The sequence below is a fragment of the Terriglobus sp. TAA 43 genome (assembly GCF_000800015.1).
Taxonomy (GTDB): domain Bacteria; phylum Acidobacteriota; class Terriglobia; order Terriglobales; family Acidobacteriaceae; genus Terriglobus.
The window spans coordinates 1,481,152-1,507,601 of sequence record NZ_JUGR01000001.1 but is presented as its reverse complement, the minus strand read 5'-3'; the positions used below and the strand labels follow the sequence as shown (position 1 = coordinate 1,507,601).

23 protein-coding genes are annotated in these 26,450 nt (G+C 56.1%); 15 read left to right on the top strand and 8 right to left on the bottom strand.

The features are described from left to right. Nucleotides 1-13 precede the first annotated feature (13 nt). Entirely contained in the window at nucleotides 14-811 is a 798-nt protein-coding gene (locus M504_RS06270; protein WP_047489173.1) for a type 1 glutamine amidotransferase domain-containing protein, read from the bottom strand. An 80-nt stretch (nucleotides 812-891) separates the two neighbouring features. Continuing rightward, nucleotides 892-1,743, bottom strand: coding sequence for an alpha/beta fold hydrolase (locus M504_RS06265; RefSeq protein ID WP_052200470.1), 852 nt, complete (start codon nucleotides 1,741-1,743; stop codon nucleotides 892-894). A gap of 502 nt (nucleotides 1,744-2,245) precedes the next feature. Between M504_RS06265 and M504_RS06260 the strand changes: the two genes are divergently transcribed. From M504_RS06260 to M504_RS06245, 4 genes are all read left to right on the top strand, one after another. Continuing rightward, a complete protein-coding gene (locus tag M504_RS06260; protein ID WP_047489170.1) occupies nucleotides 2,246-3,055 on the top strand; it encodes an AraC family transcriptional regulator in 810 nt (269 codons plus the stop codon). A 168-nt stretch (nucleotides 3,056-3,223) separates the two neighbouring features. Further along, nucleotides 3,224-3,562 carry a hypothetical protein gene (locus M504_RS06255; RefSeq protein WP_047489166.1) on the top strand — a complete coding sequence of 113 codons (339 nt, stop codon included), beginning with the start codon at nucleotides 3,224-3,226 and terminating at the stop codon, nucleotides 3,560-3,562. Between the two features lie 87 nt (nucleotides 3,563-3,649). Then, nucleotides 3,650-4,276, top strand: a complete 627-nt coding sequence (locus M504_RS06250) for an NAD(P)-dependent oxidoreductase (protein ID WP_047489162.1) — start codon at nucleotides 3,650-3,652, stop codon at nucleotides 4,274-4,276. Between the two features lie 134 nt (nucleotides 4,277-4,410). Further along, entirely contained in the window at nucleotides 4,411-4,878 is a 468-nt protein-coding gene (locus M504_RS06245) for a hypothetical protein (RefSeq protein ID WP_156993582.1), read from the top strand. A 297-nt stretch (nucleotides 4,879-5,175) separates the two neighbouring features. Here the strand turns inward: M504_RS06245 and guaB are convergent, their stop codons facing one another. Further along, complete coding sequence (gene guaB / locus M504_RS06240; protein ID WP_047489156.1) at nucleotides 5,176-6,693, bottom strand: IMP dehydrogenase; 1,518 nt, start codon at nucleotides 6,691-6,693, stop codon at nucleotides 5,176-5,178. Between the two features lie 177 nt (nucleotides 6,694-6,870). Between guaB and M504_RS06235 the strand changes: the two genes are divergently transcribed. From M504_RS06235 to infB, 4 genes are all read left to right on the top strand, one after another. After that, complete coding sequence (locus tag M504_RS06235; protein WP_047489152.1) at nucleotides 6,871-8,544, top strand: hypothetical protein; 1,674 nt, start codon at nucleotides 6,871-6,873, stop codon at nucleotides 8,542-8,544. A gap of 177 nt (nucleotides 8,545-8,721) precedes the next feature. Further along, nucleotides 8,722-9,327, top strand: a complete 606-nt coding sequence (rimP, locus tag M504_RS06230) for a ribosome maturation factor RimP (protein WP_047489149.1) — start codon at nucleotides 8,722-8,724, stop codon at nucleotides 9,325-9,327. A gap of 152 nt (nucleotides 9,328-9,479) precedes the next feature. Further along, on the top strand, nucleotides 9,480-11,171 hold the full coding sequence (gene nusA, locus M504_RS06225; protein ID WP_047489146.1) for a transcription termination factor NusA: 1,692 nt from the start codon (nucleotides 9,480-9,482) through the stop codon (nucleotides 11,169-11,171). A gap of 174 nt (nucleotides 11,172-11,345) precedes the next feature. After that, nucleotides 11,346-14,588, top strand: coding sequence for a translation initiation factor IF-2 (infB, locus tag M504_RS06220; protein WP_047489143.1), 3,243 nt, complete (start codon nucleotides 11,346-11,348; stop codon nucleotides 14,586-14,588). A gap of 121 nt (nucleotides 14,589-14,709) precedes the next feature. Here the strand turns inward: infB and M504_RS06215 are convergent, their stop codons facing one another. The 3 genes from M504_RS06215 to ychF all read right to left on the bottom strand — a co-directional run bounded on the left by M504_RS06215 (nucleotide 14,710) and on the right by ychF (nucleotide 17,936). Beyond that, a complete protein-coding gene (locus tag M504_RS06215; RefSeq protein ID WP_052200469.1) occupies nucleotides 14,710-15,480 on the bottom strand; it encodes an EAL domain-containing protein in 771 nt (256 codons plus the stop codon). Between the two features lie 68 nt (nucleotides 15,481-15,548). Then, nucleotides 15,549-16,700: a GGDEF domain-containing protein gene (locus tag M504_RS21120; RefSeq protein ID WP_052200468.1), complete on the bottom strand. Its 1,152-nt coding sequence runs from the start codon at nucleotides 16,698-16,700 to the stop codon at nucleotides 15,549-15,551. Nucleotides 16,701-16,838: 138 nt separating this feature from the next. Beyond that, nucleotides 16,839-17,936: a redox-regulated ATPase YchF gene (ychF, locus tag M504_RS06205; protein ID WP_047489140.1), complete on the bottom strand. Its 1,098-nt coding sequence runs from the start codon at nucleotides 17,934-17,936 to the stop codon at nucleotides 16,839-16,841. 214 nt (nucleotides 17,937-18,150) lie between these two features. Here ychF and M504_RS06200 point away from each other — a divergent pair, with 214 nt between their 5' ends. The 7 genes from M504_RS06200 to M504_RS22270 all read left to right on the top strand — a co-directional run bounded on the left by M504_RS06200 (nucleotide 18,151) and on the right by M504_RS22270 (nucleotide 23,356). Then, nucleotides 18,151-19,413, top strand: a complete 1,263-nt coding sequence (locus M504_RS06200; RefSeq protein WP_047493749.1) for an FAD-dependent oxidoreductase — start codon at nucleotides 18,151-18,153, stop codon at nucleotides 19,411-19,413. A 54-nt stretch (nucleotides 19,414-19,467) separates the two neighbouring features. Continuing rightward, the gene (locus tag M504_RS06195) at nucleotides 19,468-19,950 is read left to right on the top strand and encodes a hypothetical protein (protein WP_047489137.1); all 483 of its coding nucleotides are present in this window, start codon (nucleotides 19,468-19,470) and stop codon (nucleotides 19,948-19,950) included. 103 nt (nucleotides 19,951-20,053) lie between these two features. Further along, nucleotides 20,054-20,863: a subclass B3 metallo-beta-lactamase gene (gene bla / locus M504_RS06190; RefSeq protein WP_232296177.1), complete on the top strand. Its 810-nt coding sequence runs from the start codon at nucleotides 20,054-20,056 to the stop codon at nucleotides 20,861-20,863. A gap of 65 nt (nucleotides 20,864-20,928) precedes the next feature. Then, nucleotides 20,929-21,492 (top strand): DUF2911 domain-containing protein, encoded by a 564-nt coding sequence (locus tag M504_RS06185; protein ID WP_047489131.1) that lies wholly within the window; start codon nucleotides 20,929-20,931, stop codon nucleotides 21,490-21,492. 79 nt (nucleotides 21,493-21,571) lie between these two features. Then, nucleotides 21,572-22,753, top strand: coding sequence for a Xaa-Pro peptidase family protein (locus tag M504_RS06180; protein ID WP_047489128.1), 1,182 nt, complete (start codon nucleotides 21,572-21,574; stop codon nucleotides 22,751-22,753). Nucleotides 22,754-22,772: 19 nt separating this feature from the next. Then, nucleotides 22,773-23,186, top strand: a complete 414-nt coding sequence (locus M504_RS06175; RefSeq protein WP_047489125.1) for a DUF6677 family protein — start codon at nucleotides 22,773-22,775, stop codon at nucleotides 23,184-23,186. Then, complete coding sequence (locus M504_RS22270; RefSeq protein WP_198137541.1) at nucleotides 23,186-23,356, top strand: hypothetical protein; 171 nt, start codon at nucleotides 23,186-23,188, stop codon at nucleotides 23,354-23,356. The genes M504_RS06175 and M504_RS22270 overlap by 1 nt, the downstream gene beginning before the upstream one ends. A gap of 128 nt (nucleotides 23,357-23,484) precedes the next feature. On the opposite strand, the gene M504_RS06170 is transcribed toward M504_RS22270, so the two are convergent. Both M504_RS06170 and M504_RS06165 read right to left on the bottom strand, forming a co-directional pair. Next, nucleotides 23,485-24,921: an outer membrane beta-barrel protein gene (locus M504_RS06170; RefSeq protein WP_084214155.1), complete on the bottom strand. Its 1,437-nt coding sequence runs from the start codon at nucleotides 24,919-24,921 to the stop codon at nucleotides 23,485-23,487. 726 nt (nucleotides 24,922-25,647) lie between these two features. Further along, the gene (locus M504_RS06165; protein ID WP_047489121.1) at nucleotides 25,648-26,430 is read right to left on the bottom strand and encodes a hypothetical protein; all 783 of its coding nucleotides are present in this window, start codon (nucleotides 26,428-26,430) and stop codon (nucleotides 25,648-25,650) included. Between the last annotated feature and the right edge of the window lie 20 nt (nucleotides 26,431-26,450).

Genomic DNA, 26,450 nt, shown 5'->3' with positions numbered 1-26,450 from the left:
GGCTATTGCCCATTCATTTCTTCTTCGCGTTGAGTGCCGGCAAAAGCAGGTTCAGAACGGCTTCATCGGAGAACGGGTTCTGGCCTGAGATCAACTCGCGATCCTGAAGTACGTAGCTCTTCCATGGAGCGACCACACTCACATCACCACCCGCCGTTTGCAGGGCGAAGTCCGGGTAAAACTGAACCTTACCTCCAATTTCGAGAGGCTCCCGCTGCTGTTCTTCCGCTGTTGAGAAGATGGTCATCTTGTATCCGGCATAGATCCATCCCTGTGCCTTTGCCCGCGCCCCATCGTTATCGCCCGCCACCAGCGCTGCTACAAACTCCTTCGAATTTGGAAGCGCCGACAGGAGTGAAATCGGACCGTGGCACAGTACCGCCGTAGGCTTGGCCGTCTCATGAAAATGCCTCATCACCACGCCCGCATCAGGATCATCAAGAAGATCGATCATCGGGCCATGACCACCGGGAACGAACACAGCGTCATACTGCTCCAGACCCGACGCAATGACATCCGAAATGCGACTTGGATTTTTAAGCCCGGTCAGACTATCGCGAAATTTTAGATAGTCCTGAAGCTTGGCCTCGTCTCCGCCGAAGAAATCGGCCACGGCGGAATGCACATCCAGTTGTGGCGTGTTTCCTTTCGGATTGGCAAAAGTGATTTCGTAGCCCTCCTTCATCAGCGCACGAACGGGCACCGTCAGTTCGTTGAGGTAATAGCCAGCACCGGCATAGACCTTGCCATCTTTCAACGGCAAGCCGTGACCGCTTGAAACGAGTACCAGAATTTTTCCCTTCGTTGCCATGTTGTTCTCCTTCGTAGGAATTGATCTGCTTCATTGATAGCCAACGATTCTGCAGGCTCCATCTCCATTGAGAGCCAACATCACATCGGCATTGCCAATATCGCTAAGGCGATCTCCTCAAGATTGGTTTCCAGTGCAAAGTGCCCGGCATCCACAAACTTCACCACTGCATTGGGCACGTCTCGTTTAAATGCTTCTGCTCCCGGCGGAATGAAGAAGTTGTCATTCTTCCCCCATATCGCCAGCAATGGTGGCTGATGCGTACGGAAGTACTGTTGGTACAGCGGATAGCGTTCGATGTTGGCCTTGTAATCCAGTTTCAGATCCACTTGCCGCTCCATCATGCCCGGTCGCGCGAGCAAAGCAGCATCCAGCCAATACGCTTCCGGTTCGATGATGGCGACATCTGCAACACCGTGGAAGTACGCCTCGCGAACACCATCCAGCGACATACGTCCTTTGATCTGGTCACGAATGGCCGCAGACGGTTGCTTCCAATACGCATGCAACGGAGCCCACGGTCCTTCGCCCAGCCCCTCTTCGTAGGCGTTGCCGTTCTGCGAAATGATTCCGCTAATGCGGCTCGGATCTGCCACTGCAAGATTGAACCCAATCGGCGCGCCGTAATCGAAGACGTAGATCGCAAATCGACGCAGCCCCATCGCGCCTACGAACGCTTGAATGGTTTGCGTCAACTGCGCGAAGGTGTAGCGATAACTGTCACCTTCCACTTCGGTAAATCCAAACGAGGGCAGGTCCGGCGCAATCAGATGAAAGCGGTTCGCCAACAACGGCATCAGGTGCCGAAAGTAGTGCGATGAGTTTGCGAAGCCATGCAACAACAACAAAACCGGATTACCCGGTACACCGGCTTCTCGATAGAAGACCGTCACCTGACCGACCTTGAGTGTGGAATGCCGCACCGTTGTCATATCAATCCCTCTGTCGGTTGATAATCGCGATCGATGATCCCAGCATGTAGATGACAACGAAGATGAGCTTCTTCTTCGCAATGAGATTTGCGAAATCCAGCGACCAGCGGGCTTCTACGATCGCTGATGGATCAGCATTTTCAAAGAGGTGAGAGGTATGGCTTTTCGTTGACGGAGCCGCGCTGTTAAGAACCTTGGCAGGGTGCCACTTTTACATCCGCGAAAGTCCCACGTTCGCCGAGATCATCGGCCCGATTCTGCAGCGTTGTCAAATGAACTGTTCATGAAGTCGCTGACCCGGACAGAGCGTAGTGCCTCCGGAGCCGCGTCATCAAACCGCTGCTAAGCCCCAAATGCGCCATCGCGCGCAACGGACGTGGCCATCCTTCGGGAACTCGTCGTCGCAGAACCTTCCCGCACATCCTAAGCGGCGGCTGATCTTACGATGGCCGTTCGATCAAATTACGAGTCGACACTTGAAGGACGCTCATCCAGGACAGCGATGAGCGAGATGCGCTATTTCGTCCACCAACCAGGCGGCGTGCTTCGCCGCTATGTGCGCGAAATCTTGTGTGTCCACTCAGAGAGGCCCCGGGTACAGGTTCTGCTGCCGGAGACCACGCTCACTCTTGTCTTGCGCCAGTCTGGCTCTGCGTCGATGCGCAACGAGGCGCTTCCCAACGCGATTATTTCGGGCCTGCAACAGCGAACGCGTTTCGTCGAGCACGCGGCGAACTCCTCGCTGGTTATCGTTCGATTCACTGAGGTTGGTGCCCCGGCAATACTGCATGATCGTGCAGATCTTCTCTATGATCGGACGGCGCCACTCGATTCCGTCCTGCCTCGGCGGGAGATCGACCGTGTCCAGAACTTACTTATCAGTACGCGCGAGTTACAGCAGCACTTCATAGCTGTAGAACGCTTTCTCGTCAGTCGTATTCGCGCACGGAACGGAAGCATTCATCAGAGCATTTCTCCCCAGATTGAGGCGGCCGCACAGATGATCCGCAGTACCCACGGGCGGTCTTCCATTGCCGCAATTGCGCGTCATGCCGCCATGAGCCAAAGCGCACTGGAAAGGCATTTCCGCGTTGCGGTGGGCGCAACCCCGAAGAAGCTCAGTCGATTGACACGTTTGCAGCATGTCTGCAGACTTTGGGACAAAGGAAAGTCTCTTACAGAAATTTCCTTTGAGGCTGGCTACTGCGATCAATCGCACATGGTGCGCGATTTTCGGCTCTTCACCGGTACATCACCGGAGGAGTTTTTCCGCGAAGCCCACTCACGCAATCTGCCGATTTTTTCCAATTAGCGACTATCCTTCCTTGGCTACCTTCGAGGAATGAGACGCCCTCTCTTCGGAACCCGCATTTCCGTCCAGTGTAAAGCGGCGTGTCTGTACTCCCTCGTATTGCTCGCTTGCTTTGCCACTCTTTGTCAAACCTCTCGTGCTCAGATAACCAGCTCCAAGGAGAAACCGATGAAGCACTACGCTCTGATCTTCTATTCCACACGCACACTTACTCCCGAAGAGCTGAAGCAGCGTCCAGTTGATATCGCAACCTGGGTCAACCAAGTTACGGATATGGGAATCACACTCGACCCGCGAAATTTCGGAGACGTGGAAGCTGACTTCTCAGCACCAGGAAGTGTGTCTGGCCCCGGTAGTGAGCACGGGCTGGTCACGATTGTTTTCTTCGGGTCAGACGACAGAGATCAGGCCGTCAACATTGCACGAACGCATCCTGGCCCGCGCTACGGTGTCGCTGTCAAGCTGCGCGAATGGACTTCGCCTCGGCAGGCACTGGCAGCGCAATGAACGAATGCGGCCTTTCACCTGCGAAGCAATTCATTCATCGCAGAATGTCGACTGAAAACAAGACGGCAAGATGGAAAGGAATGATCCATGAAGCTGGTAGTTCTTGGTGCCACTGGTGGCATCGGAGTCGAAATTGTTCGGCAGGCAATGGAACGCGGTCATTCCATAACGGCTTTTGTCCGCAAGCCCGGGCAACTCAGCGCACTTGCCGGTCGCATCCAGATCATTCAAGGCGACATGATGGATGCTGCGAAACTTGGCCGGGCAGTGGAAGGTCACGATGGAGTCCTGTCAGCGTTCGGACCTCGTCTGCCTTTGTCGAAGAAAGATGCCGACTTGTTGGAACGCTTCGGCACGGCGTTGACGAATGCGATGCTGCGAACGGCAGTTAGGCGCGCGGTCATCGTGTCGACAGCTTTTCTATTCAAGGATTCGATCATCCCGCCCACCTATTTGTTTGGCCGTCTGTTCTTTCCGAGTGTCGTTGCTGACGCCGCGGCGATGGAACGGATTGTGATGGCGAGTCCACTCGACTGGACCCTTGTGCGTCCACCTCAACTCACTGACAAACCACAGACCGAGCGGTATCGCGTGAGGGAAGAACATCTCCCCATCTTCGGCTTCAAGATCGCGCGTGCTGACGTGGCGTATTTTATGGTCCGGTGTGTTGAGAATCACGCGTCGAGTCACAAGGTCGTTGGCTTGTGTAGCTAACCAAAGTGCAACCCTGAACAGCGCATATAAGCCATTTCAGATTGAGGGCAATCATGACAATCTATACGGGTGTTCTCTTCGTTCACACAATAGCCGTCCTTGTCCTCACTGCGGGGCTGACGGTGGAAACGTGGATGCTGTTTCAACTCAGGCGAACCTCGAACCCGCACGAAGCTCGCTCGTGGGCGGGGCCAGTTCCGGTGCTCACCGTGACCAGCATAAGTTCCCTGGCGATTGTGTACATCACGGGAGCATATCTGACAGAAAGCCTGAAGGCATGGGGGCTCGCTTGGCCGAGATTTGCGGTGCTGGAAATTATCTTGTTTGCTGTTTTAGGCGCGCTGACGGGACGGCGTCTACGCGCGATCCGAAGGCTTTGTAACAACGTGGGAGGAAAGGAATCCGAGCTGAAGGCAGGATTACGGAATTCCTTGCTGAAGATTTCTTTGAACATCCGTATTTGGATTGTTATCGGAACACTTCTGCTGATGGCAGCCAAGCCAGGATTTGAAGAATCATTGAGCATTGTGATGGCATCGGTCTTATTCGGGTGGGTCTCGACGCGGATGACGCTCGGCCGATGGGAAGCGATCTCAACGTGAACCACGTCTTGAGAAACGCATCTCTTGTTCCTGGGAATAATTGATCCGCTTCACTGAAGCACAAGCAAAGACATTGAGAACACAGGAGACCCGTCAAGCCCCTGATCGATTCAACTCAAACAAACCAAAAGAAATAGAGTTGGCATGGTATTTCTGCCAAGTCACTACAATAGAAACAGGGAAGAAAAGGGTCGCGCAAAGCGCGACCCTTAACTCTTTTAGAAAGACGATTTTGCGTCTAACCCCAATAGAAAGACGATTTTAGGAAAACAGGGGGGAGGGGGATACCCCCTCCCATTACTCTGCGTGGTAGTTCGGTGCTTCGCGCGTAATCACCACATCGTGAACATGCGATTCGCGCAATCCAGCGCCGGAAATCCGCACAAACCGCGCATTCTCCTGCAGTTCCGGAATCGACCCGCAACCCAGATAGCCCATGCCCGAACGCAGACCACCCACAAGCTGATACACCATGTCGCCCAGCAGTCCACGGTAGGGAACACGACCTTCGATGCCTTCCGGAACGAACTTATTCAGCCGGTTATTCGCCGTCGGTTCTGGGGCGGTGAGGGAAGGCTTCGGTCCTCCGCTGAGGTCGTCCTTGCCCTGGAAGTAGCGTTCGCCGGAACCCTGAGCCATGGCCGAAAGCGATCCCATGCCGCGATACGCCTTGAAGCTGCGGCCCTGGTACAGAATCGTCTCGCCCGGCGACTCGTCCACGCCAGCGAAGAGTGAGCCGATCATGATGCAGCCAGCACCAGCGGCAATCGCCTTGGTGATGTCGCCGGAGTACTTGATACCGCCATCGGCAATCACGGTGATGCCGCGTTCCTTGGCCGCGCGATAGGCCTCGCTGATCGCGGTGATCTGCGGCATACCCGCGCCGGTCACCATGCGTGTGGTGCAGATGGAACCCGGCCCAATGCCCACCTTCACGGCATCCGCACCCGCGTCGATCAGGGCAAGGCAGCCGTCATAGGTGGCAATGTTGCCCGCCAGCAGGTCCACATTGGGGAAGCGCTTCTTACACTCACGCACCGCTTCCAGCACCCGGCTGGAGTGGCCATGAGCGGAGTCGATGGCGAGAGCGTCAACGTTCTCCTCCACCAGTGCGGCAGCCCGCTCCAGGAAGTCGCCGGTAGCGCCAATGGCCCCCGCCACCCGCAACCGTCCCTGCTCATCCTTGCACGCATTCGGATATTTCAACTTCTTCTGAATGTCTTTAACGGTGATCAAGCCCTTCAGTTCGAAGGAGTCATTCACAACGAGGAGTTTCTCCACGCGATGCTGATGCAGGATGTGTTCCGCATCTTCCAGCGTTGTTCCTACAGGAACAGTGATCAGCTTCTCCTTGGTCATCACGTCGCTGACCGGAATGTCAGTGCGCGAGACGAACCGGAGATCGCGGTTAGTCAGAATGCCAACCAGCTTCTTGTTCTTGGTTACTGGAACACCGCTGATCTTGTACTTGCGCATAACTTCCAGCGCAGCAGCGACGGGGGCTTCCGGCTCGATCGTCACGGGATCGACGATCATGCCGCTCTCACTGCGCTTCACCTTGTCGATCTCGGAGGCTTGCTGCTCAATGGAGAGGTTGCGGTGCACCACGCCCATGCCACCGGCCTGGGCCATGGCAATCGCCAGCCGCGACTCGGTAACGGTGTCCATGGCGGCGGAGAGCAGAGGTGTGTTCAGGGTGATACGGGAGGTAAGGCGAGTAGAGGTATTTACTTGGGTCGGCACCACATCCGAGAAGGCAGGTACCAGGAGGACGTCGTCAAACGTCAGGGCTTCGGGAATCGCGCTCAATAGCATAAAGTTCCATAGATTGTAGTCCTATTGCGTGTCGGCGCAACTGTCACTCCCTCTCGGTTGAAGCCGAGTATCGCGCAATCCCTGGCCGGAAAGCACCGCCAGGTCAAACCATGAGCAGCCAGTTTGCGTCTCAGTGCAGAACGTAACGATCCCCCTCTTTACGGAGTTCCGGCACGGATGGTCCAGCATCGGCAGATGAGACTTGGCGGTTTACGTACTGTAGCGCTTGCACTTACCGCTGGAGTGGTCATCCTTTGGGCAGTCATGTGGCATCTCGCGCCACAACCCTTCCGGTTTGACGACGCGTGGATGTTCCTTCGGTACGCAGCCCGAGTCCGTGAGGGATTGGGCCTGAGCTGGAACCTGGACGGTGTCCACACCTACGGCATGACCAGCCTACTGTGGCAGTTCGTGGTGATTGTGGGCAGCTTCCTGCCCGTGCAACCGGGAACTCTGCTCTACACCCTCTCCTACCTATTCTCAGGTGTGGCACTCCTGACCGTCGCATTGGCAGTCAGTCGCAATGCCCGTGGCCCCCTCCGCTTCACACCCTACGCCTTCCTCCTCACCGCACTGCCCTTGGTCGACAACTCCATCTTTCAGTTCAACAGTCTGAACGGGATGGAAACCATGTTGGCCGCGGCTCTTATCGCAGCAACAGCAGGACTCGCGGTGGCCCAGTCACGCGGTCTGCATCGAGTGAAAGGAAGCGGTTGGTTGACCGGTATTGTTGCGGCACTCGCGTATCTCACACGACCGGAGAGTGCGCTGCCGATCGTAACGATGCTGATTCTGATTACTCGCTGGCGCAATCGTGAACAACGAATATCAGCGTTCCGTGCACTGGGTGTCTTGTCTGGTGTTGCAATCATCACAGCGATTGGTTGCAAACTGTACTTCGGAAGCTATGTGCCACTCAGCTTCTACCTGAAATCGCAACACGCCTATCAAGGCTATGCGTCGCGCTGGTACCCGGTGACCATGGCATTCCAGTTCCTGCAGATGTTCTGGCCGTTTCTGTTTGCCACAGTGATTTTCTGCCGGCGAAGCGATCGCCGCATGGTCGTCGCTACGCTCGGCGCACTCGCTGTCATCATGTCTTATCTCTGCACCGTGACGCAGATTATGGGCGGCTCGGTTCGATACTTCATTCCATACTTTCCTCTTTGCGTGATTCCCGCTCTGTTGCTTACGGATGAGAGATTGCACAAAGGCGAGACGTTCCGATCGATCTTCCGCACACCACAAGTGGTGGGTGCGGCCTTCGTGTTCATTCTGGCCGTCGTCACACCGCGACAGGTTATGGATTGGTTGGAGTGGTATGCGGAACCCGTTCTGCGCTATTCGGCGGTCCAGGTAACGACTGCGGATGGGCAAACTCTGCCGGGACTGAATTACTGGGTTGCCATTGAAGGCATGGTGGATCTCGCGAATGCCATGCCTATGGGAGGCACACTGGCATCCAGTGAGGTTGGCCAGTTGGGTTACGAGGCCCTGAATAAGAATGTGATTGATGTTGCCGGACTGAACGATACGGAGATCGCTCTCCAGGGATTTCATCCAGATCAGTTTCTGGATCGCAAGGCGGATCTTATCTGGCTTCCCCACGACGACTATACGTGGCAACGCGGCATACTCATTACCGCTCCGCGATTCCTTAAGGAGTATGACTTCTATCCCGGTGCCTATATCTACGGCATTGCCATTCGCAAAGACGCTCCGTATCACGATGTACTGACACGTAAGCTGGCCGCAGACTGGCCTGCAATCTACCCCGGAACGAAACCGGAGCAGCATTTGGCTTTGACCGTATCCTGGGACCGCCAAGCCACGATCCCCAAAGTCCACTGAGCATACCGGATGGCGCCATTGAACTGATTACGGAAGTGCTGTATCCTTATAAAGAAATCAGAGTCCCGCCCAGGCTATTCAACCCTCGGCGAAACGACTGGTGGGCGAGAGCCCGCCATTTTCTTTGGTTTATTCGAGATTCTGGCGTCACTTTGCCGTAAAGGAGGGCTTTTCGCAATGGCAGTTTCCATGGATGTAATCCGAGCAGCGGCAGAACGCGTTGCGGCAAGCCACGGGCTTGAAGTGGTCGACGTCGACTTTACGGGCGCAGGCAAGGCGCGTGCTCTCCGTGTGTTTGTGGAGAAGGATGCCGCCGGTCGTGATGCTCTGAAGGCGAAGGTTGCTGAGGTCGCGAATGATCCGGAAGCCGAATCGCTTGGTCTGCCCAGCGGTGTTCCCGTAGAAGCGCTGTCGGGCGTGACGCATGAGGATTGTGCCGTTTTTGCGCAGGATTTCGGCACCATGCTCGACGTGGAAGAACTTGTCCCCGGCACACAGGAGTACGTGCTGGAAGTTTCGTCGCCCGGTATTGAGCGCAGGCTGTATAAGCCCGCGGATTACCAGCGATTTCAGGGCTTCCTTGTCGCGGTGAAGTTGTTCACGCCAATCAATAGCATGAAGACGCTGACCGGACGCATGACCTTTGCAGACGATGCCGTGACACTGGACCTTTCCGCCGTGAAGCAGAAGGGCAAGAAAAAGAAGGGCACCGAGCCTCCACCGCAGACAGTTACCATTCCGCTGCGGGATATTGAGAAGGCTAATCTGGTGGCCGAGTTCTAGGTCCTTCGTTCGAAAGCCCACAGCAGACGTTTGCTGCCTCGCGCGAAGACTGCTTCGCTCGGTCCGGAACGGCTGAATTCCTTGGCTTTACTTAGAACTGCATCAAAAGAACATCGCAACACCACAACTGAATACGCAGGAGTATCACAACAATGGCAAGCGCACTGTATCAGGCAATTGAAACCATGAGCCGCGACAAGGGCATTGAGCCCGAGATCGTGGTCACCGCCGTTGAGGACGCCATCGCACTTGCAACACGCAAGTACTACAAGACGCAGGAAAACATGCGCGGCGAGTTTGACAAGGAGACGGGCGAGATCCGTGCCTATGTCTATAAGACCGTCATCGAAGACGACACTGAAATTGAGGAAGACCCCGAGAACTACATCACGCTGACCGAAGCGCAGGAAATGGCGCCGGGCGTAGAAGTGGGCGCGGAACTGCGCTTTTACAAGGACACCTCGCCGCTGGGCCGTATTGCCGCGCAGATGGCCAAGCAGGTGATCTTCCAGAAGGTGCGCGAAGCAGAGCGCGACACGGTCTTCAACGAGTACAACCACCGCGTGGGCGAGATTCTGAACGCCACGGTGAAGCGCATTGAGCCGATGGATGTGATCTTTGACCTGGGCAAGGCCGAGGCTCGTATGCCGAAGCGTGAACAGTCGCGCCTGGAGCAGTTCACCGTGGGTGAGCGCATCCGTGTCGCGCTACTGCGCGTGGATCGTGCCGCCAAGGGACCGCAGGTGATTGTGAGCCGCGCTGCTCCGGCATTGGTGCAGACCCTGTTCCAAAGCGAAGTTCCGGAAATCTACGACGGCACCGTGATGATCCGCGCGATTGCACGTGAGGCCGGCGAACGTACGAAGATCGCGGTCGTTTCGCGCGACAAGGACGTTGATCCGGTAGGCGCATGCGTGGGCATGAAGGGCATGCGTGTGCAGTCGATCATCCGCGAACTACGTGGCGAAAAGATCGACATCATTGAGTACTCCGATGAGATCACCACGTTTGCCGAGAAGGCTTTGCAGCCGGCAAAGGTATCGCGTGTTTCCATCACTGATCTTGGCGAGAAGCAGCTTGAGGTGATCGTGGACGATACGCAGCTCTCGCTCGCTATCGGCAAGAAGGGCCAGAATGTGCGTCTTGCAGCGAAGCTTCTGGGCTGGAAGATCGACATCAAGAGCGAAGAAGAGAAGCGGCAGGAAGTGGAGCAGGCCATGGCTGCGTTGGGCGGCGGACCTTCCACTCCGATCGAGCAGGTCACCGAAATTGGCGAGAGTGTGCTGGAGAAGCTGATCGCGGCGGGTATCACCACGGTCGAGCACCTTGCGGATATGACTGCAGAGGAGCTGGGCGAAGTCCCGGGAATCGGTGAAAAGTCCGTCGAGAAGATCGCAGTTGCTGTGCGTCACTACTTCGGCCAGTACGAAGAGGGTGAAGAGCGACCGGCCGCAGCCAGCGTTGTAGCGGAGTCGTTGGGCGACAACGGCGCATCTGAATCGTCTGTGTCGCACGAAACACCCACAGAAGCAGACGGCAAGCCGTCCACGGACGTCGTGGACGTGGACAGCGACGAAGACGAGGAGGGGCTCATGGGTAAAACACCGGAAGCAATCATCGCGGAACGCGGCCTGAATGGTGTGGAACCGATCGAAGTAAGCGAGTCAGCAGACGATTTGCTGGAGCGCGAAGAGGCGGAAGGCCAATTCGACGGTTTTGGTAGCGATGCAGATGTGCGCGAAGCCATGATCGAAAACGACAACCAAACGATCGAAGATCTGGCCGAACAGGCTGGTGAATTCAGCAACGAAACCATCGACCCGGATGAGAACACCCGTGGTTAGCGTGAAGAACGGCGGCACCGAATACCGTGTCGCCGACTTTCACGGCGCTTTGAAGTGCTTTGGAGGCGCGAATTGTACCCTCCTGAGCGATAATGAATGTATTGGATTTGATTCCTTCTGGAGTGGAGCTGCCATGAACAGCTAGCAGAGGGCAACGAAGTAAGACGAGGGCGGATGAGTAAAGTACGCATCAACGATCTGGCGCGTGAGCTTGAGGTCAAGAGCAAGGAAATTCTTGACGCGCTTACAGCAGTCGGAGTCATAGAAAAGAAGACCCACTCGAGTTCCATCGAGGACGACGAGGCGGACAAAGTTCGCAGGCACCTGACTGGTGGCCGCGCGCCCGCACGTACGGCAGCGGCAACTGAGCCGAAAAAGATTGATCTGTCGGCCGCGCGCAAGCCCGGCGATATTCAGCGGATGCTGGCGGAACGCCGTCAAGCTGAGCAGCAAGCCGCTCAGGCTCCTGTGGCGGTGAAACCCGCTGTTGTGTCGACGGCGCCGAAGCAGCCGGTAGTTGCTGTGGTGGCACCACCAAAGCCAGCTGCTCCTGCTCCAACACCTGCCCCCACTCCCACTCCCGTAGTCGCGGCACCGGCGCCTGTGGTGCAAGCTGCGGCAGCACCAGTGGTTGAGAAGCCAGTAGTCGCTCGTCCGGTCGCTCCGGTTGCGCCTCCTGTGGCCCCTCCAGCTCCTCCGGCAACGCCTTCGCGTCCTCCCATTACGCGCCCCGTAATGCCAACGCTGAAGATCGCCCAGCCACGGACTGAGGCAGCAGCTCCGGAAGCGCCGCGTCGCACCATCGTTCCGCAGGCACGTCAGGCTCCCGTTATCGTGCATCCCGCACCGAAGACGGGCCCGGCGATTGCCTCGCGTCCTCCGCAGGGCGTGGTGGTACGTCCGGGACAGCACGCAGGGGAGCGTCCGGCCATTGCTGGCAACACGCCTCCGCCGCAGGGCGTAGTCGTTGCGCGTCCGCCAGCCCCAGGATCAACTCCTTCACATGCTGGCGCAGCTCCTGCTCCAGTCACCCCGCCTCCTGCTCCGGAAGCGGCAGCACCGGTGGCTGCGGCTCCTGAAGAGCCGAAGCGCCGCGTCATCATGCCGCAGACCGGACCGCGTCCGTCGTACACGGCGCCCCCTCAGGCTGCCAACGTGCCGGCACGCCGTCCCATCTTCCAGCGTCCTGGTGGACCTGGTGCTGGACCGGGTGGACCCCGTCCTCCTTATGGTGGTCCCGGTGGCCCCGGCGGTGGACCTGCTGGCCGTCGTCCGATGCACCCGACCCGTACGTTCCCCGGCGGACCTCCGACCGGCCCCGGCGGACGCCCTGGCTTTGGCCAGCGTCCGGGCTTTGGTGGCCCTCGTCCTGGTTTTGGCGGTCCACGTCCTGGCGGCGGTGGCCTGATTGCCGAAGGCACACCCGGAGCACAGAAGCCCGGTATGCGTCCTGCGGCCAAGAAGGGCGCAGCGAACAAGAAGCGTTACGAAAAGAGCAAAGAAGGCCCAATGAAGGGCTTTGCGCCGCCATCGCGATTCGGTGGAGCGCAGATTGCCATGGGCGACCAGCCGATCACGCGCACCATTACCGTTACGGAAGGTGTCACGGTAAAGGATCTTGCGGAAGCGTTGGGTCTGCGTGGCAAGGATCTGATCGCAACGTTGCTGATGCGCGGTGTGTTCGTCACCGTGAACCAGTCGCTCGATAACGACCTGGTCAAGTCTGTGGCTGCCGCCTACGGTGCGGACGCGCAGATCCAGACCGTGGAAGAGCAGATTGAGAATGAGGCAATCGAAGGCGTTCTGACCGACACCAGCGGTATGACGGAAATCGTCCGTCCGCCGGTTGTTACGGTCATGGGCCACGTCGATCACGGTAAGACTTCGCTGCTCGATGCGATCCGTTCTACTGACGTAGCCAGCGGCGAAGCTGGTGGTATTACGCAACACATTGGTGCGTACAAGGTGCACGTCACCAAGGAAGATTCGCCCGCCTTTGGGCGTGAGATCGTCTTCCTGGATACGCCGGGCCACGAAGCCTTCACCCGCATGCGTGCACGCGGTGCCAAGGTTACGGACATCGTCGTTGTGGTGGTTGCAGCGGATGACGGCGTGATGCCGCAGACGATTGAAGCCATTGATCACGCGAAGGCGGCGAAGGTGCCGATCATCGTGGCGATTAACAAGATCGACAAGCCCGGCGCGGACAGCAACAAGGTGAAGGGCCAGCTCGCTGAGCGTGGTCTGCAGCTTGTGGGCTGGGGTGGCGACGTGGAATTCGTTGAAGTTTCCGCGAAGCAGCGCATCAACCTTGACGGCCTGGAAGAGATGATCTGCCTGGTTGCCGATACGAACGCACAGAAGGCAATTCCTGAGCGTCCGGCAGTGGGTACCGTGATCGAAGCCAAGCTGGATCGTGGCCGCGGTGCGGTGGCGTCCATCCTGGTGCAGAACGGAACGCTGAAGGTTGGCGACAGCTACATCGTTGGCAACACCTTCGGTAAGATCCGCGCCATGTTCGATGATCGTGGTCGTTCCATTGAAGCTGCAGGACCTTCAACACCGGTCGAAATCCTGGGTCTGGAGAGCATTCCGGATGCAGGCGATACGTTCATCGTGATGAGCGATCGTGACCGTGCCAAGGAAATTGCACGCTACCGTACGCTCAAGGAGCGCGAAGCGCAGCTTGCGAAGAGCAGCCGCGTTTCTCTGGAAGGCCTTGCAGAACAGATCAAGCAGGCTGGCGTCAAGGATCTCAACCTTGTTCTCAAGGGCGATGTGCAGGGTTCGGTGCAGGTACTGATCGACAGCCTGCAGCGCATGACGACGGAAAAGGTACGCGTTCGCGTGCTGCACTCCGGGGTGGGCGCTATCACCGAAAGCGATGTGCTGCTGGCAACCGCGTCGAACGCCGTCATCATCGGTTTCAACGTGCGTCCGGAGCGCAAGGCTCAGGAACTGGCCGACCAGGACAACGTGGAAATTCGTCTGCACTCCATCATTTACGAGCTGCAGGACGAGATTCAAAAGGCCATGCTTGGCCTGCTGGATCCGGTCTTCCGCGAGAACTACCTGGGCCGTGCAGAAGTGCTCAACGTCTTCAAGATCACGAAGGTCGGCCAGATTGCCGGCTGCGTGGTTCGCGATGGCACGATCACCCGCAACTCGCAGGTACGCGTGATGCGCGATGGTGCCGAAGTCTGGAAGGGCAAGATCACCAACCTGAAGCGCTTCAAGGACGATGTTCGCGAAGTGACCAACGGCATGGAATGCGGTATCGATCTTAGCCTCCGCGATATTCGCGTGGGCGACCTGATCGAGGCGTTTTCTACAGAGAAGATGGCCGCAGAACTGGGCGAGAATCTTGCAGATAAACGAGCTGCCGAGGCCAAGTCTTCAGAGCCGGCTACCGTGTAGTTTGTTTCACATCACAAAGAAAGAGCCGGGCGGTTGCCCGGCTCTTTCTTTGTTGGCGTCAGAGCCGACGCGTCCTTCCTGGGCATCAAGCGAAAATCTTGCGACGTTGTTTTTTGCGCGATCACGCATGCATCGCGGTAATCGTTGGTAATGCGAATTCAGGAAGAGATTCGAATGCGGGCCTCGCAAACAGATATCCCTGCATGTATTCCAAGCCGCAACGTAACAACGCGAGATACTCTTCCACGGTTTCCACGCCTTCTGCAATCAGATCGATGCCTTCTGCGGTGCATGCGTTCTGCAGAGAGACAATGGCTGCCTGAGCACGGGGGCGCAGGTGCAGGTTCCGCGTGATGGCCATATCGAGCTTTAAAATGTCTGCTCGTATTTGCTTGCGCACAGACTTTCCGGAGACCGCTGACCCCAGATCATCGATGGAAATGGCAATGCGAAAACCATGGCGCTGATACTCGCGCGCGATCGCCTCGACTTGCTCCGCGTCGAGGACACGCTCTGACTCCGTCACTTCAAAGATCAGCCGATTGCAGGGAAAGTTCAGTGACCGGGCGGCAGTAAGCGTCATTGTGCTGCATGCTTCAGGAGTGCGGATGGCCCGCGGAAGAAAATTGATTGATAGTGCCGCATCCAGTTTCACGATGCCCAGATTTGTTGCCAGGGTCATGGCGCGGCTGCGGGAGCCTTGGTCAAACAGAAACAAGTCGTCTTCTTTAAGGCGTGCGAGTATGCTCGCAGCACTTTGTCCCTGGGGACCGCGTACCAGCGCTTCGTAGGCATAGACGCTACCAGTGGTGACGTTCACGATGGGTTGAAACGCCATGCTGAACGGGACGACGGTCTTGAGCTCATCGGAATCGGGGGAAGATAGTTCCATGTAGGCTATATCGGCGCGAAACCGGAATCGGATGAGTCACAAAGCAGGATTTTTCATAGCGAACGCGGTTACAGCGCAGTATCGCTTGCTGGGTCATAGATCATGGTTCTATTACGGCCCAGATGCTTCGCATCGTACATTGCCTTGTCCGCTTCTTTTTGTAGCTGGTCCCAGGTGACATCTGTGCGAGCGCGCGTGGATGTCACGCCGATACTCACTGTGTTGGGGCCGGATTCCAAAGGAGTGCTTGCTTCAAATCGTTCGCGGATGCGTTCCAGTACCAACATGGCCGCATCTTGTGATGTGTGAGGAAGCAGCAGCATAAACTCCTCGCCACCGCTGCGGGCAGAGACGTCATAGCTTCTCAACTCTGTCTGACAGATCACGGAGAAATCCACCAGAACCTCGTCGCCAAAGGCGTGGCCATGTCTGTCGTTCAACTTCTTAAAGTGATCAATGTCCGCCACTGCAACGGCGAATTCCTGTTGCGAACGGGAGTAGCGCTTTAGTTCGCGATCCGCGGCTTCGTTTAGCCCGCGACGATTCAGAAGCCCGGTTAATGGGTCCAGCAGGCTCTGTTGCAATAGATTCGCGTGATCGCGAGCGTTCATCATCCACACGATAGTGAAGGGAAGCAGACCACTCAGCACAGTGCCGTTGATGAACAAACCAACATTGCGTAGCCAGACATCGTGGGCAGTTTTTGCCGAGAGCACAAAATGCACCTGGTTCAGGCGGTATCCCACGGAAATCAGAAACAGGAATGCCAGTAGCACGCGAGGAATGCGCGTCGACGATTCGCTGGAGCGCATGACCACAAGTACAAGAAGCGCCTGCTGCCACGCGAGAACAAAGTAGTAGACCGCAAGCTGCCGCGGTCCAGCCAACGAAGTGAATGACAGGCCGATGAGTAGGAGCGAGACTCCGGCAAGGAGGAAGGATATCTTCGAAGCCCACTCAGAATTGCGGGTGAAGTACACCAGACCTGCGGCCAATACTGCGTAGCGCAGGCTTAGCACTGTGAGAATGCCAGCATTGGTCAGTGGGCTGTAGGGATGTGGCAACGTAACGTCGATGATGGACACCAGCGTTGCCAGCAGATAACTGCAGCAGACAAATCGGATGGTGCGATCGCGGCGCGACTGCAGCGCCATAATGCTGAAAACTAATGCGAAGCAAGCGAATTGAAGATCTTCTACGTAGTGGATGATTGCTTCCATGCAGAATCATCCTAAAGCTTGATAGCTCATGTGCGCTTCAGAAGTTGAGACTAAATTGCAACAAGCGGTGCCATGTTCCGCATCAGTTTCTCCTGATGACAGGGCATGACACCGCTTGGTGTAGGTTCGATCTTGTAATCAGACGTTGAACTTGAAGAAGAGAATATCGCCATCTTTCACGATGTACTCCTTGCCTTCACTGCGCAGTAGTCCTTTTTCCTTCACAGCCTGTTCGCTCCCAAGCCTGAAAAGATCTTCGCAGTTGTAAGCATCGGCGCGGATAAAGCCACGTTCAAAATCAGAATGGATCACGCCCGCTGCACCCGGGGCTTTTGTGCCTTTGCGAATGGTCCACGCACGTACTTCCTGTACACCCGCTGTGAAGTATGTGATGAGTCCCAACAGGCGATAGGCCGCATGGATGAGGCGGTCCAGTCCTGGCTCTTCCATGCCCATGCTGGCAAGAAATTCGTTACGCTCTTCAGGATCAAGCTGCGAGATTTCCGCTTCCATGGAACCGCAGATGCGGACGACATCGCTGCCTTCACTGGCTGCGCGTGCTTCCACGGCACGTGTGTGTTCGTTGCCTTCTGCAAGAGACGCTTCGTCCACGTTGGCAACGTAGAGCGTCGGCTTCATCGTGATGAGGAAGAGGTCGCGCACGAGTGGCTTCTCTTCCTCCGTCAATTCCACGGCGCGCGCCGGTGTGCCTGCGTTCATGGCCTCGCGCAGCTTGCCCAGAGCACTGAATTCATTCTTGATCTTGCTGTCCTGCGATGTACGGGCAAGCTTCTGCGACTTCTCGTAGCGGCGTTCCACAGTATCCAGATCGGCGAGAAGAAGTTCAGTGTTGATGACATCAATATCTGCCAGCGGATCGACTTTGCCTGCGACGTGGATCACCTCAGGGTCTTCAAAGCAGCGCACGATGTGCAGCGTGGCATCGGTCGAACGGATGTTGGCCAGAAACTGGTTGCCCAGGCCTTCGCCCTTGCTTGCGCCCGCCACCAGACCCGCAATGTCCACAAACTCAATAGTGGTAGGGACAATGCTCTTTGGCTTCACCATCTCCACGATACGGTTCATGCGCGGATCCGGCACGGTGACGATGCCCACATTGGGATCGATGGTGCAGAAGGGATAATTTGCAGCAACCGCTTCGATTGCGGTGAGTGCGCTGAAAATGGTGCTCTTGCCCACGTTGGGAAGACCGACGATGCCTACGTTCAATGCCATGACTGCTTCTATTGTCTCGCAGACGCGGGGAAGATGCGCTACTCCGTGGGCAATTCCGGGGAAAATGAGTGTTTCTGCATGTGAAAACGAGACATCTCGGTTATAAGTGAGGAAGTACACCCTCGCTCATTCCGCAGACATTTTCATTTATAGCCGTGCATCCGCATGGCTTCTTGCATGGTTTTCTTTCAACCACGAAGGGAGAGAGATTTCGATGGACCGTCGTTCATTTCTTCATGGATCGGCAGCACTTACCGGCTTTAGCCTTCTGCAGGGGTGCGCAAAGCACGTTACAACGCCTGCTGCCGCAACAGCACCCGCACTTCCTTTTTATGATGTGCCGGGAAACATTCTTCCCATTCGCGCGGATGTAGACCGCATCTTTCGCATCACTGTATGTCTGCGGCCGTTTCGTGCAGTGGGACCGCGAATGGATGTGGTGAAGGTGGGCGATAAGACCGTCGTGACGAACTACGGTCATGGTGGCAGCGGATGGTCGCTTTCATGGGGTGCGGCAGATGTGGTCGTGCGCAAGGCGATGGAAGCCGCACCGGGAGTGAAGGAATGCGCTGTGATCGGCGCAGGTGCGCTTGGGCTGACGACGGCGTTGACCGCGCAACGCATGGGCTACAAGGTGACCATCTACGCGAAAGAGACGGCGCCGTATATTCGCAGCGTACGTGCCACTGGTTCCTGGACACCGGATTCACGCGTGGCACTCAGCACGGATGCGTCTGCAGATTTCGCTGCACTGTGGGAACGCATGGCGCGCACCTCATGGACTATGTACAACAGCTATCTTGGCGTGGCCGGCTCTCCGATTGAATGGACCGATCGTTATCAGCTCTCGGATGATCCGCCGCGCGATCGCAATCGTCCTGTTGATCCCAATACCGCGGCCGATCCTGCTGACAGAACAAAACAGGTGCACGAGTTCGCGCGCTACAGCCAAAGCATCGCGGACATCACGCCGAAATCGAAAGACATGCCGTCCGGCTCGACACCGTTCCCCACGAAGTATGTGCGTCGTAATTCGTCGCTGACGTTCAATGTTGCCGGATACGCGAAGTTGTTGATGCAGGAGTTCTATCTTGCAGGCGGACGCCTTGAGATGCGCGAGTTCCATGAACCCAATGAGTTCGCCTCGTTGAAAGAGAGCGTTGTGTTTTGCTGCACAGGCTATGACTCGAAGGCGTTATGGAGCGACCAAAGCATTGTTCCGGTGCGTGGCCAGATTGCTTGGCTCATCCCACAGGAGGGCGTGAACTATGGCATCGGATACAAGGGCCTGAACCTGCTTGCGCGGCGTGATGGCATTGTGGTGCAGCCGAATATTGGTGGCGAAGAAGAAGGCTGGAACGATAGCAATGAGTCGCCAGATCATGCTGCTGCCGAAGCAGGCGTGAAGATACTGCAGGAACTGTACAGCCGTATGGAACCCATCGTTGCGAAGCGTGGAACCAGGGTGACAGCTTAGGGCGATGTGTAGATTCAGCAGCAAAGCGCATCTAATTGTTGAGTGAGGACAAGGATGCGTTGTTGCCGTCTGCTTATCGCCATGCTGTTTGCTTTTACCGTGCTGCCCCTGTGTGCGCAGAAAGCGCCAGGGCCTGGTTGCACACTTGAGAAGACGGATTACTACCAGTGCAAAGGCGATGCATTTCAACACCTGCTTGCGGTATCAAAGACTGTCCGCGTAGACACGGGCCGCATGGACTCTTTCGGACGTAGGCAGATGACGAAACTGGTGGCAGATCTCGGCAAAAAGCTTGTAGCACCGGAGCAACGCCCAGACCTCGTCTTTGAACTGGCATGGATTGACCGCAGCGGACGTATTGACTTTGGCCCGGGAGATGTAGCGGTGGCACGTCTGAATATCTATGATCCCTCGCGCGGGCAGGGCGAACGGAGCTTGGTATGGGTGGAGACACTTACAGCCCAGCAAGACCTTCCGTGGCCTTCCATGGTCACTCAACTTCTTCAGCAATTCCAGCATCATGTTGCTGGGGCGTGACCATTTTGTTTTGTGCAGATATGTCAGTCGCCGTTAATCTTGGCGCATGACTTTCCGTGTTCTCTGTTCCCTACTGGTGGCAACCATACTGCAACTGCCTGCAATGGCTCAGAACAAAGCCGACTGGGTTGCGCCCACTGCGCCGTTTCGAATTTCGGGCAATCTGTACTACGTCGGGTCTCGCGATCTTGCGGCTTACCTGATCACGACGCCAAAGGGCAACATCCTAATCAATGCGAATCTTGTGACGTCGCCTCCGCAGATACGTGCCAGTGTTGAAAAGCTTGGCTTCAAGTGGAGTGATACGAAGATTCTTCTTAGCAGCCAGTCACATTACGATCATGCCGCTGGTTCCGCGGAGGTGATGAAGGAGACAGGCGCGAAGTTGATGGTGATGGATGGCGATGTGAAGGTGATGGAAGATGGCGGCGCATCAGACTATGACCACACGCTGGATCATTTTCCACCGGTACATGTCGATCGTGTATTGCATGACATGGACAAGGTGCAGTTGGGCGGCACCACCATCGTTGCACGCAAGACGGCGGGTCATACGCAGGGGTGCACTACATGGACGATGGAGACGCAGGAGAAAGGACGTACGCTACACGTGGTGATCGTGGGCGGCATGTCATGGAACCCTGCTGTACGACTGGTTTCCTCGCCGGGCAAGCCGGCATCGTATCCGGGTATTGAGCAGGATTTTCAGAAAACATTTGCAACGTTGAACGCACTTCCCGTGGACATATTTCTTGGTGCGCACGGTGTGTATTTCGATCTCTTGGGGAAGATGGCGCGCTGGCCGCAGCAAGGCGATGCAGTCTGGATTGATCCCGCTGGTTACCACCAAGCCGTAAACGAGAAGAAGGCCGCCTTTGAAGCAGAAGTGGCGAAGGAAAAGTCTGAAAAATAGCGTAATGTCTGCTGTCTTCCGATACTTCGTTTCGTATAACGTGTGAGGCGCAAAAGGAGTTCGTCATGAAGATCAAGAAGCTGGTCGTTGCCGCTGCACTGCTGTGTTGTGGCTTGAGCCTTTCGGCAATCGCGCAGGGTGGGATGGAAATGGCTCCCCAGAAGCCGGGCGCTCCATTGGCGAGCCCACGGAAGCAGGCGGAGGCCAGCATCAATGGCGCCACTGTGAAGGTGGATTACGGTGCACCCAGCATGCGCGGACGAAAGATCATGGGCGAAGTGGTGCCGTACACCACCTGGTGGCGTACGGGTGCAAATGAGGCCACGCTTTTCGAAACGAATACCGATCTGATGGTGGGTTCATTGCATGTTCCTGCAGGCAAATATACGCTGGTTACGCTGCCGTCTGAAGGCGAATGGCAGTTGGTGTTTTGCAAGCATCTTGGACAGTGGGGAACAGATCGCTTCGAGGCCGATGACCTTGGCAAAGTGCCCATGACGAAGGCATCGTTGGCTTCGCCGCAGGAGATGATGTCCATCGAATTCGGGAACACGACTGCGAAAGGTACGGAGATGCATGTGAAGTGGGAGACCACGGACGTGTGGGTTCCCGTCACCTTTATGAAGTAACTAACGCGAACGAACGCAGCACCCTCAGTGGGGGCTGCGTTTTTGCTTTTGCGCGTAGCATGAATTGCGAGGTGGTGTGATGGACGTTGTGAAGGTACAGGAGGCTCTCAAGCAGGCGGGCGTGGATGGGTGGTTGTTCTATGACCACCATGTGCGCGATCCGTTGGCATATCGCATCCTTGGGCTTGACCCATCCATGCACGTCACGCGTCGTTGGTTCTATTTCATTCCTGCGAAGGGTGAGCCACGCAAACTGAACCATCGGATTGAGGCGGGCAAGCTGGACACGCTGCAGGGCGAACGTGTGCTGTACTCCACGTGGCAGGAGATGGAGTCGGCGCTGGAGCAAATGCTCAAGGGCGCGACGCGTATTGCCATGCAGTATTCGCCTCGTAACGCCGTGATGTATGTGGCGATGGTGGATGCGGGCACCATCGAAGTGCTCAACGGTATGGGCAAGGAGATTGTTTCCTCGGCGAATCTCGTTAGCCGATTTGAGGCGGTTCTGACGGAGCACCAGGTAGAGACGCACTACATCGCACAGCGAAAGATCGATCGCATCTTGGAAGATGGCTGGCGTGAGATGGGCTCACGCGTACGCGGTACAGGGACGGACGAGTTCGCCATGGTGGAGTGGCTGCAGGCTGAGTTGGCGAAGGAGGGCCTGGTGTGGGAACACGGGCCAAACGTCAGCGTCGGACCGAATGCAGCGGACTCGCATTACGAGCCGGTAGCAGGGAAGTCGTCGCGGATTGAGCGCGGCTCGTTTGTGCTCATCGACATCTGGGGCAAGCTGAAGGATGATCTTTCGGCGGTCTGGTACGACATCACGTGGACCGGTGTTGTGGACCGCGATCCCACGGAGTTGGAAGGACGCGTCTTCCGCACCGTTGTGGACGCTCGTGATGCGGCGATTCGACTCGTAGAACAGCGGTTTGCAGCAGGGAAGCCGATTGCGGGTTGGGAACCGGATGCCGCGGCTCGCCAAGTGATCGTCAACGCCGGGTTTGGTCAGTGGTTTACGCATCGCACCGGGCACAATATCGGCACGGAGCTTCACGGCGCCGGCGCGCACCTGGATAACTTTGAGACGCATGACGAGCGCCTGATCCTGCCGATGACCTGTTTTTCCGTGGAACCGGGGATCTATCTCCCGCCCGGCCCCGAGTGCTTTGGGGTGCGAAGCGAGATTGACATGATGACGAAGCCGGGAAGCGCCGTTGTTACCGGGAAGATTCAGCGGGAACTGGTTCGAATCTAACTGATATGATCGACAACGAATGGCTGTGACCCAAACAACGAGTGTGCCGGTACGGCAGAGTGCAGTGTCTCCTACGCTGGTGTTGCTGGCTGGATGGTTAGTGCCGGGGCTTGGACATGTGCTTGTGAAGAAGCCCATCCGTGCGGCGCTGTTGTTCGTTTCCATCGTCAGCATGTTCTTCCTGGGCATGATGATGCACGGCAAGGTCTACTCTGCAACCAACGGCGACGTGCTGGATCTTCTGGGCTTCGTGGGGCAGATGGGTTCGCCGCTGCTGTACGTGATCGCCCACGCGGGCAGTCTTGGTGGCCAGGCGTTGACGGACACGGTTTCCGACTACGGCAGCAAGTTTGCCGTGGTAGCCGGACTGCTGAACGTAATGGCCGCGGTGGATGCGCAGTCGTTGGCCAACGGCCGCAAGGAGAGCCTGTAATGTCGCACTTCGCAGCCCTTGTCGTCTATGCCTTCTTTGCTTCCATTGTGTTTGGAATCACCCAGCGTACGGAACCCAAGAACATGATCCGGTTCGGAGCACTTTGCTTCGGCGGATTTGTGGTTGCCGCGATCGTAGTGAGCTGGGGCATGTTCCTTTTGAAGCATTAAGCCAAAAGATAATGCCGGCAATTGAGTGCGCAAGGCGAATTGCCCGTAGATTTTAACTTCGTTTACCTAGAGAATGGCCGCTGGTTTCTACCAGCGGCCGTTCTCTTCTTCGGTACATAGGAAACCAACTAAAACTTATAGATCAGATCGGCACCGACAAAGAACTGGTTTCTTGCGGTGCCATTGTTGTAGCCCGGTCGATCCCACGAATGATCGAAGCGAATCTCGGGTCGCAACATGACCGTCGTCCCAAAGTACTTTGTCGCGTAAAGCGTGTTTTCGGTGTATTTGGTCGCGATGCCGGTGCGCTGTCCTTTCTTGTCATTCAACAGATCAGACCTGAAACCGACAGTAAGGTGAGGATTGACCTCGCGATTGATGTAGTTGACGATCGCGTACTCGGGTGCCGTGCAACGGACCTGTCCCGGAGCACAATACGCACCATTGGCGCCTGTTTCTATTGGCACAGGATTAGCCACGTTCTCGGCGACGTTTGGAACTTCGCGTTCGTACATGTACCAGGCCTCTGTTGCCATATGCCACTTCGCATCGAACTTGTGATACCAAGTGGCGTCATAGTGCTGCAGGTTGTTGTACGCGTATTTGCCATCGTTGATGCCATTCGCGCAGGCATAGAAGTTATTGCGATTCGAAGCTGTCGAGTAGTTGACGCACGCAATGGCTGAGGGTTTGCGATCGTCTGACCAAGGCGCAACGTCATGCCCTGCGGACAGGCCAAGCTGAACCATCCACTGCTTTGACAGCTTCAGAGAGCCAATGATTCCAGTGTCGGTAAATGGATCGATTGTGTATAGCAGCGAATGGGTCATGTTGTAGTTGTTGGGTGCCAACTGCGCTTCGATACCGGGTACAGAAAGAAAACGACCGATGCGGATATTCAGACCTTCTTTCACGGGGAAGTAGAGGTCAGCATATTCAAGGACTGGGTCGAATCCGTAGCGACGGTTCTTCTGCAGAAGTTGTTGACTGAGATAATCCTTTGCCGTTGTGAAGCGATAGTCGTTCCCAAAAAATCCAGTGATGTGGTATCCCCAGTCGAAATGCCTGTTCTGCACCGTGTCTAGAAGCCGTTCGATGTATATGACGGCTTGATTCAGAACGACGCTGTTGGGGAATACGTCGTAAGAGACAGGGAAGTTGTTCTTGTCGGAGGTGCTGTAGTTGAAACTCGGTGCAACCCATCCGTAAATCTTTGTTCTGCTGTTCTGTAATTTGAGTGCCGACATCAGCGGATATGTATTGCCATCGGGAACTCCGATGGGACTAGATCCTCCATAGCCCCAATCGCTGCTGGGATACGGCGGCGAATCGAGTGGTGGGTCCAATGCACGCCGCTGCGGCGTAGGCGTAGATGGCAGAGTTCCGTTCCAGTCATGAAGATAGAAGTGACCAAGCCGCTGAAAGAAATTACCCTGCGTCAGATCGCTGCTTTGTAGGGGAGCGTCCGATGGTGTGGTGTCCGAAGTCTGTGCATGAAGTGTGGCTGCGCTGGCGAGAAGAAGGCCGGTTAATAAAATGCAGCCTTTGGTACGAAACGAAATCATGGTTCTCCATCCTGGTGCGCGCACTTGCTCTACCTGCATGCACCATTGGCGATGCTATGTGGCGACCCATCAGGAACCCATAAAGATTGTGCGTGATGTTCGTAAAAGATCTGCGGTTTTGATCTCGTTTGAAATCGTGCTAAGCCAGTTCTTACAACTTCTTTATGCGCTCTCTCTGTAGTCTGTACTTGTGAGGAAGCTACCGGTTTCGCATCATCTGGTCTTGGAAGGTGTGCAATTGTATTTGCTTACGGAGAATTACTTTGGACATAGGTTTGTGACGCCGACAGAGCAATTTCATTGAGGCTAGCTTTCGCGTAGAGGAGTCAATGGCCGCGGATGCTTTCTCCAGGGACAGAAGCCGATTGTAGTGGTGAACCCTGATGGCCGGTACATGCTGGTGAGCATGTCAGGCGCACGGACAAGTCGATGTGTTCTGGCTCTTGCGTATGATGGGACGCGTGCGTGTGACGAAACTCACAGTGAGCATCTATACACGTGAATTGGAAGGCCCATTGAGCCGTTCCACCGCGAATCATCAAATGCAGCCCTTGAATATTCTGAATGCTCTTTTGCCCCGATTTCGCTGTAAGGTCGGTGGGTCTCACTGTGGGTGTTACAGAATTCATCGGCGCTGCTATAGCCAGCGAGCAAGCTCCCTGACTTAGAAGCACGGCAAGCAGTATCTTGTGTGCCATTGGTGTGCTCCTTCCAGTGTTTTCGGGTTTAGTTATCCAGCTTGAAGATCTTGATCTGAATCAGCTTCTTTAGAGTGAGGTCATTCAGCCCGCGAGCGCGCATGCGCTCCACGAAAGGGCGATCGATTTTGAAGACAGCCATCTGAATCAGGTCTTGTTCAGAGGGCTGAAAGCCGAGTGACTTTGCTTCTTGCACCTTTTCTGGTGTGACTCCAACGGCCTTCATCTCTGTCAGTTTTCCTGCACGCAATTCCGGATAACCAGCCGCAGCCATTGCGTGTACGTAGTCCGCATCGACATGCAAAGCACGCAGTCCCTGCAGGCGGTTTGTGTTGAGTTCTGTGATGCCGAGCGATTGCATCTGTTTCGCCCAGGCGGGTGTAATGTCCAGCATGAGCATGCTCAACTGCTTGCGCGGCACAATGCCGTCAAAGCCAAGCGCAGCCATGTTCGTAACGAATGTCGGATTAGCATCGAAGCTGAAACGGCCTGAAAGAATGCCGTCATGCACGATGCCGTTACATGTAAGTGAGCCTGCGTCACCATTGAGCTTCGCGTCGATAGTTGAGCTTTCGTGATGCAGTATCTCTGGCGAAACGCCAGTCCATTGGCGCCACTCGGTGGATGTATTCGACATCTCCATGCAGTTGCGACCATCGGTTGCGCAATTGTTTTCCGACAGCATGACTCTGGCTACTGGCGTTCCATCTTTGTGCTGACCTTCTGAGATCATGCAGACTCCCGACATGGTTTGCGCCATGCACGGTGCAGAAGCGGCGATCATTACCAACGCGATCCATGTACGTTTCATCAGGTTGTCTCCTTGGTTTA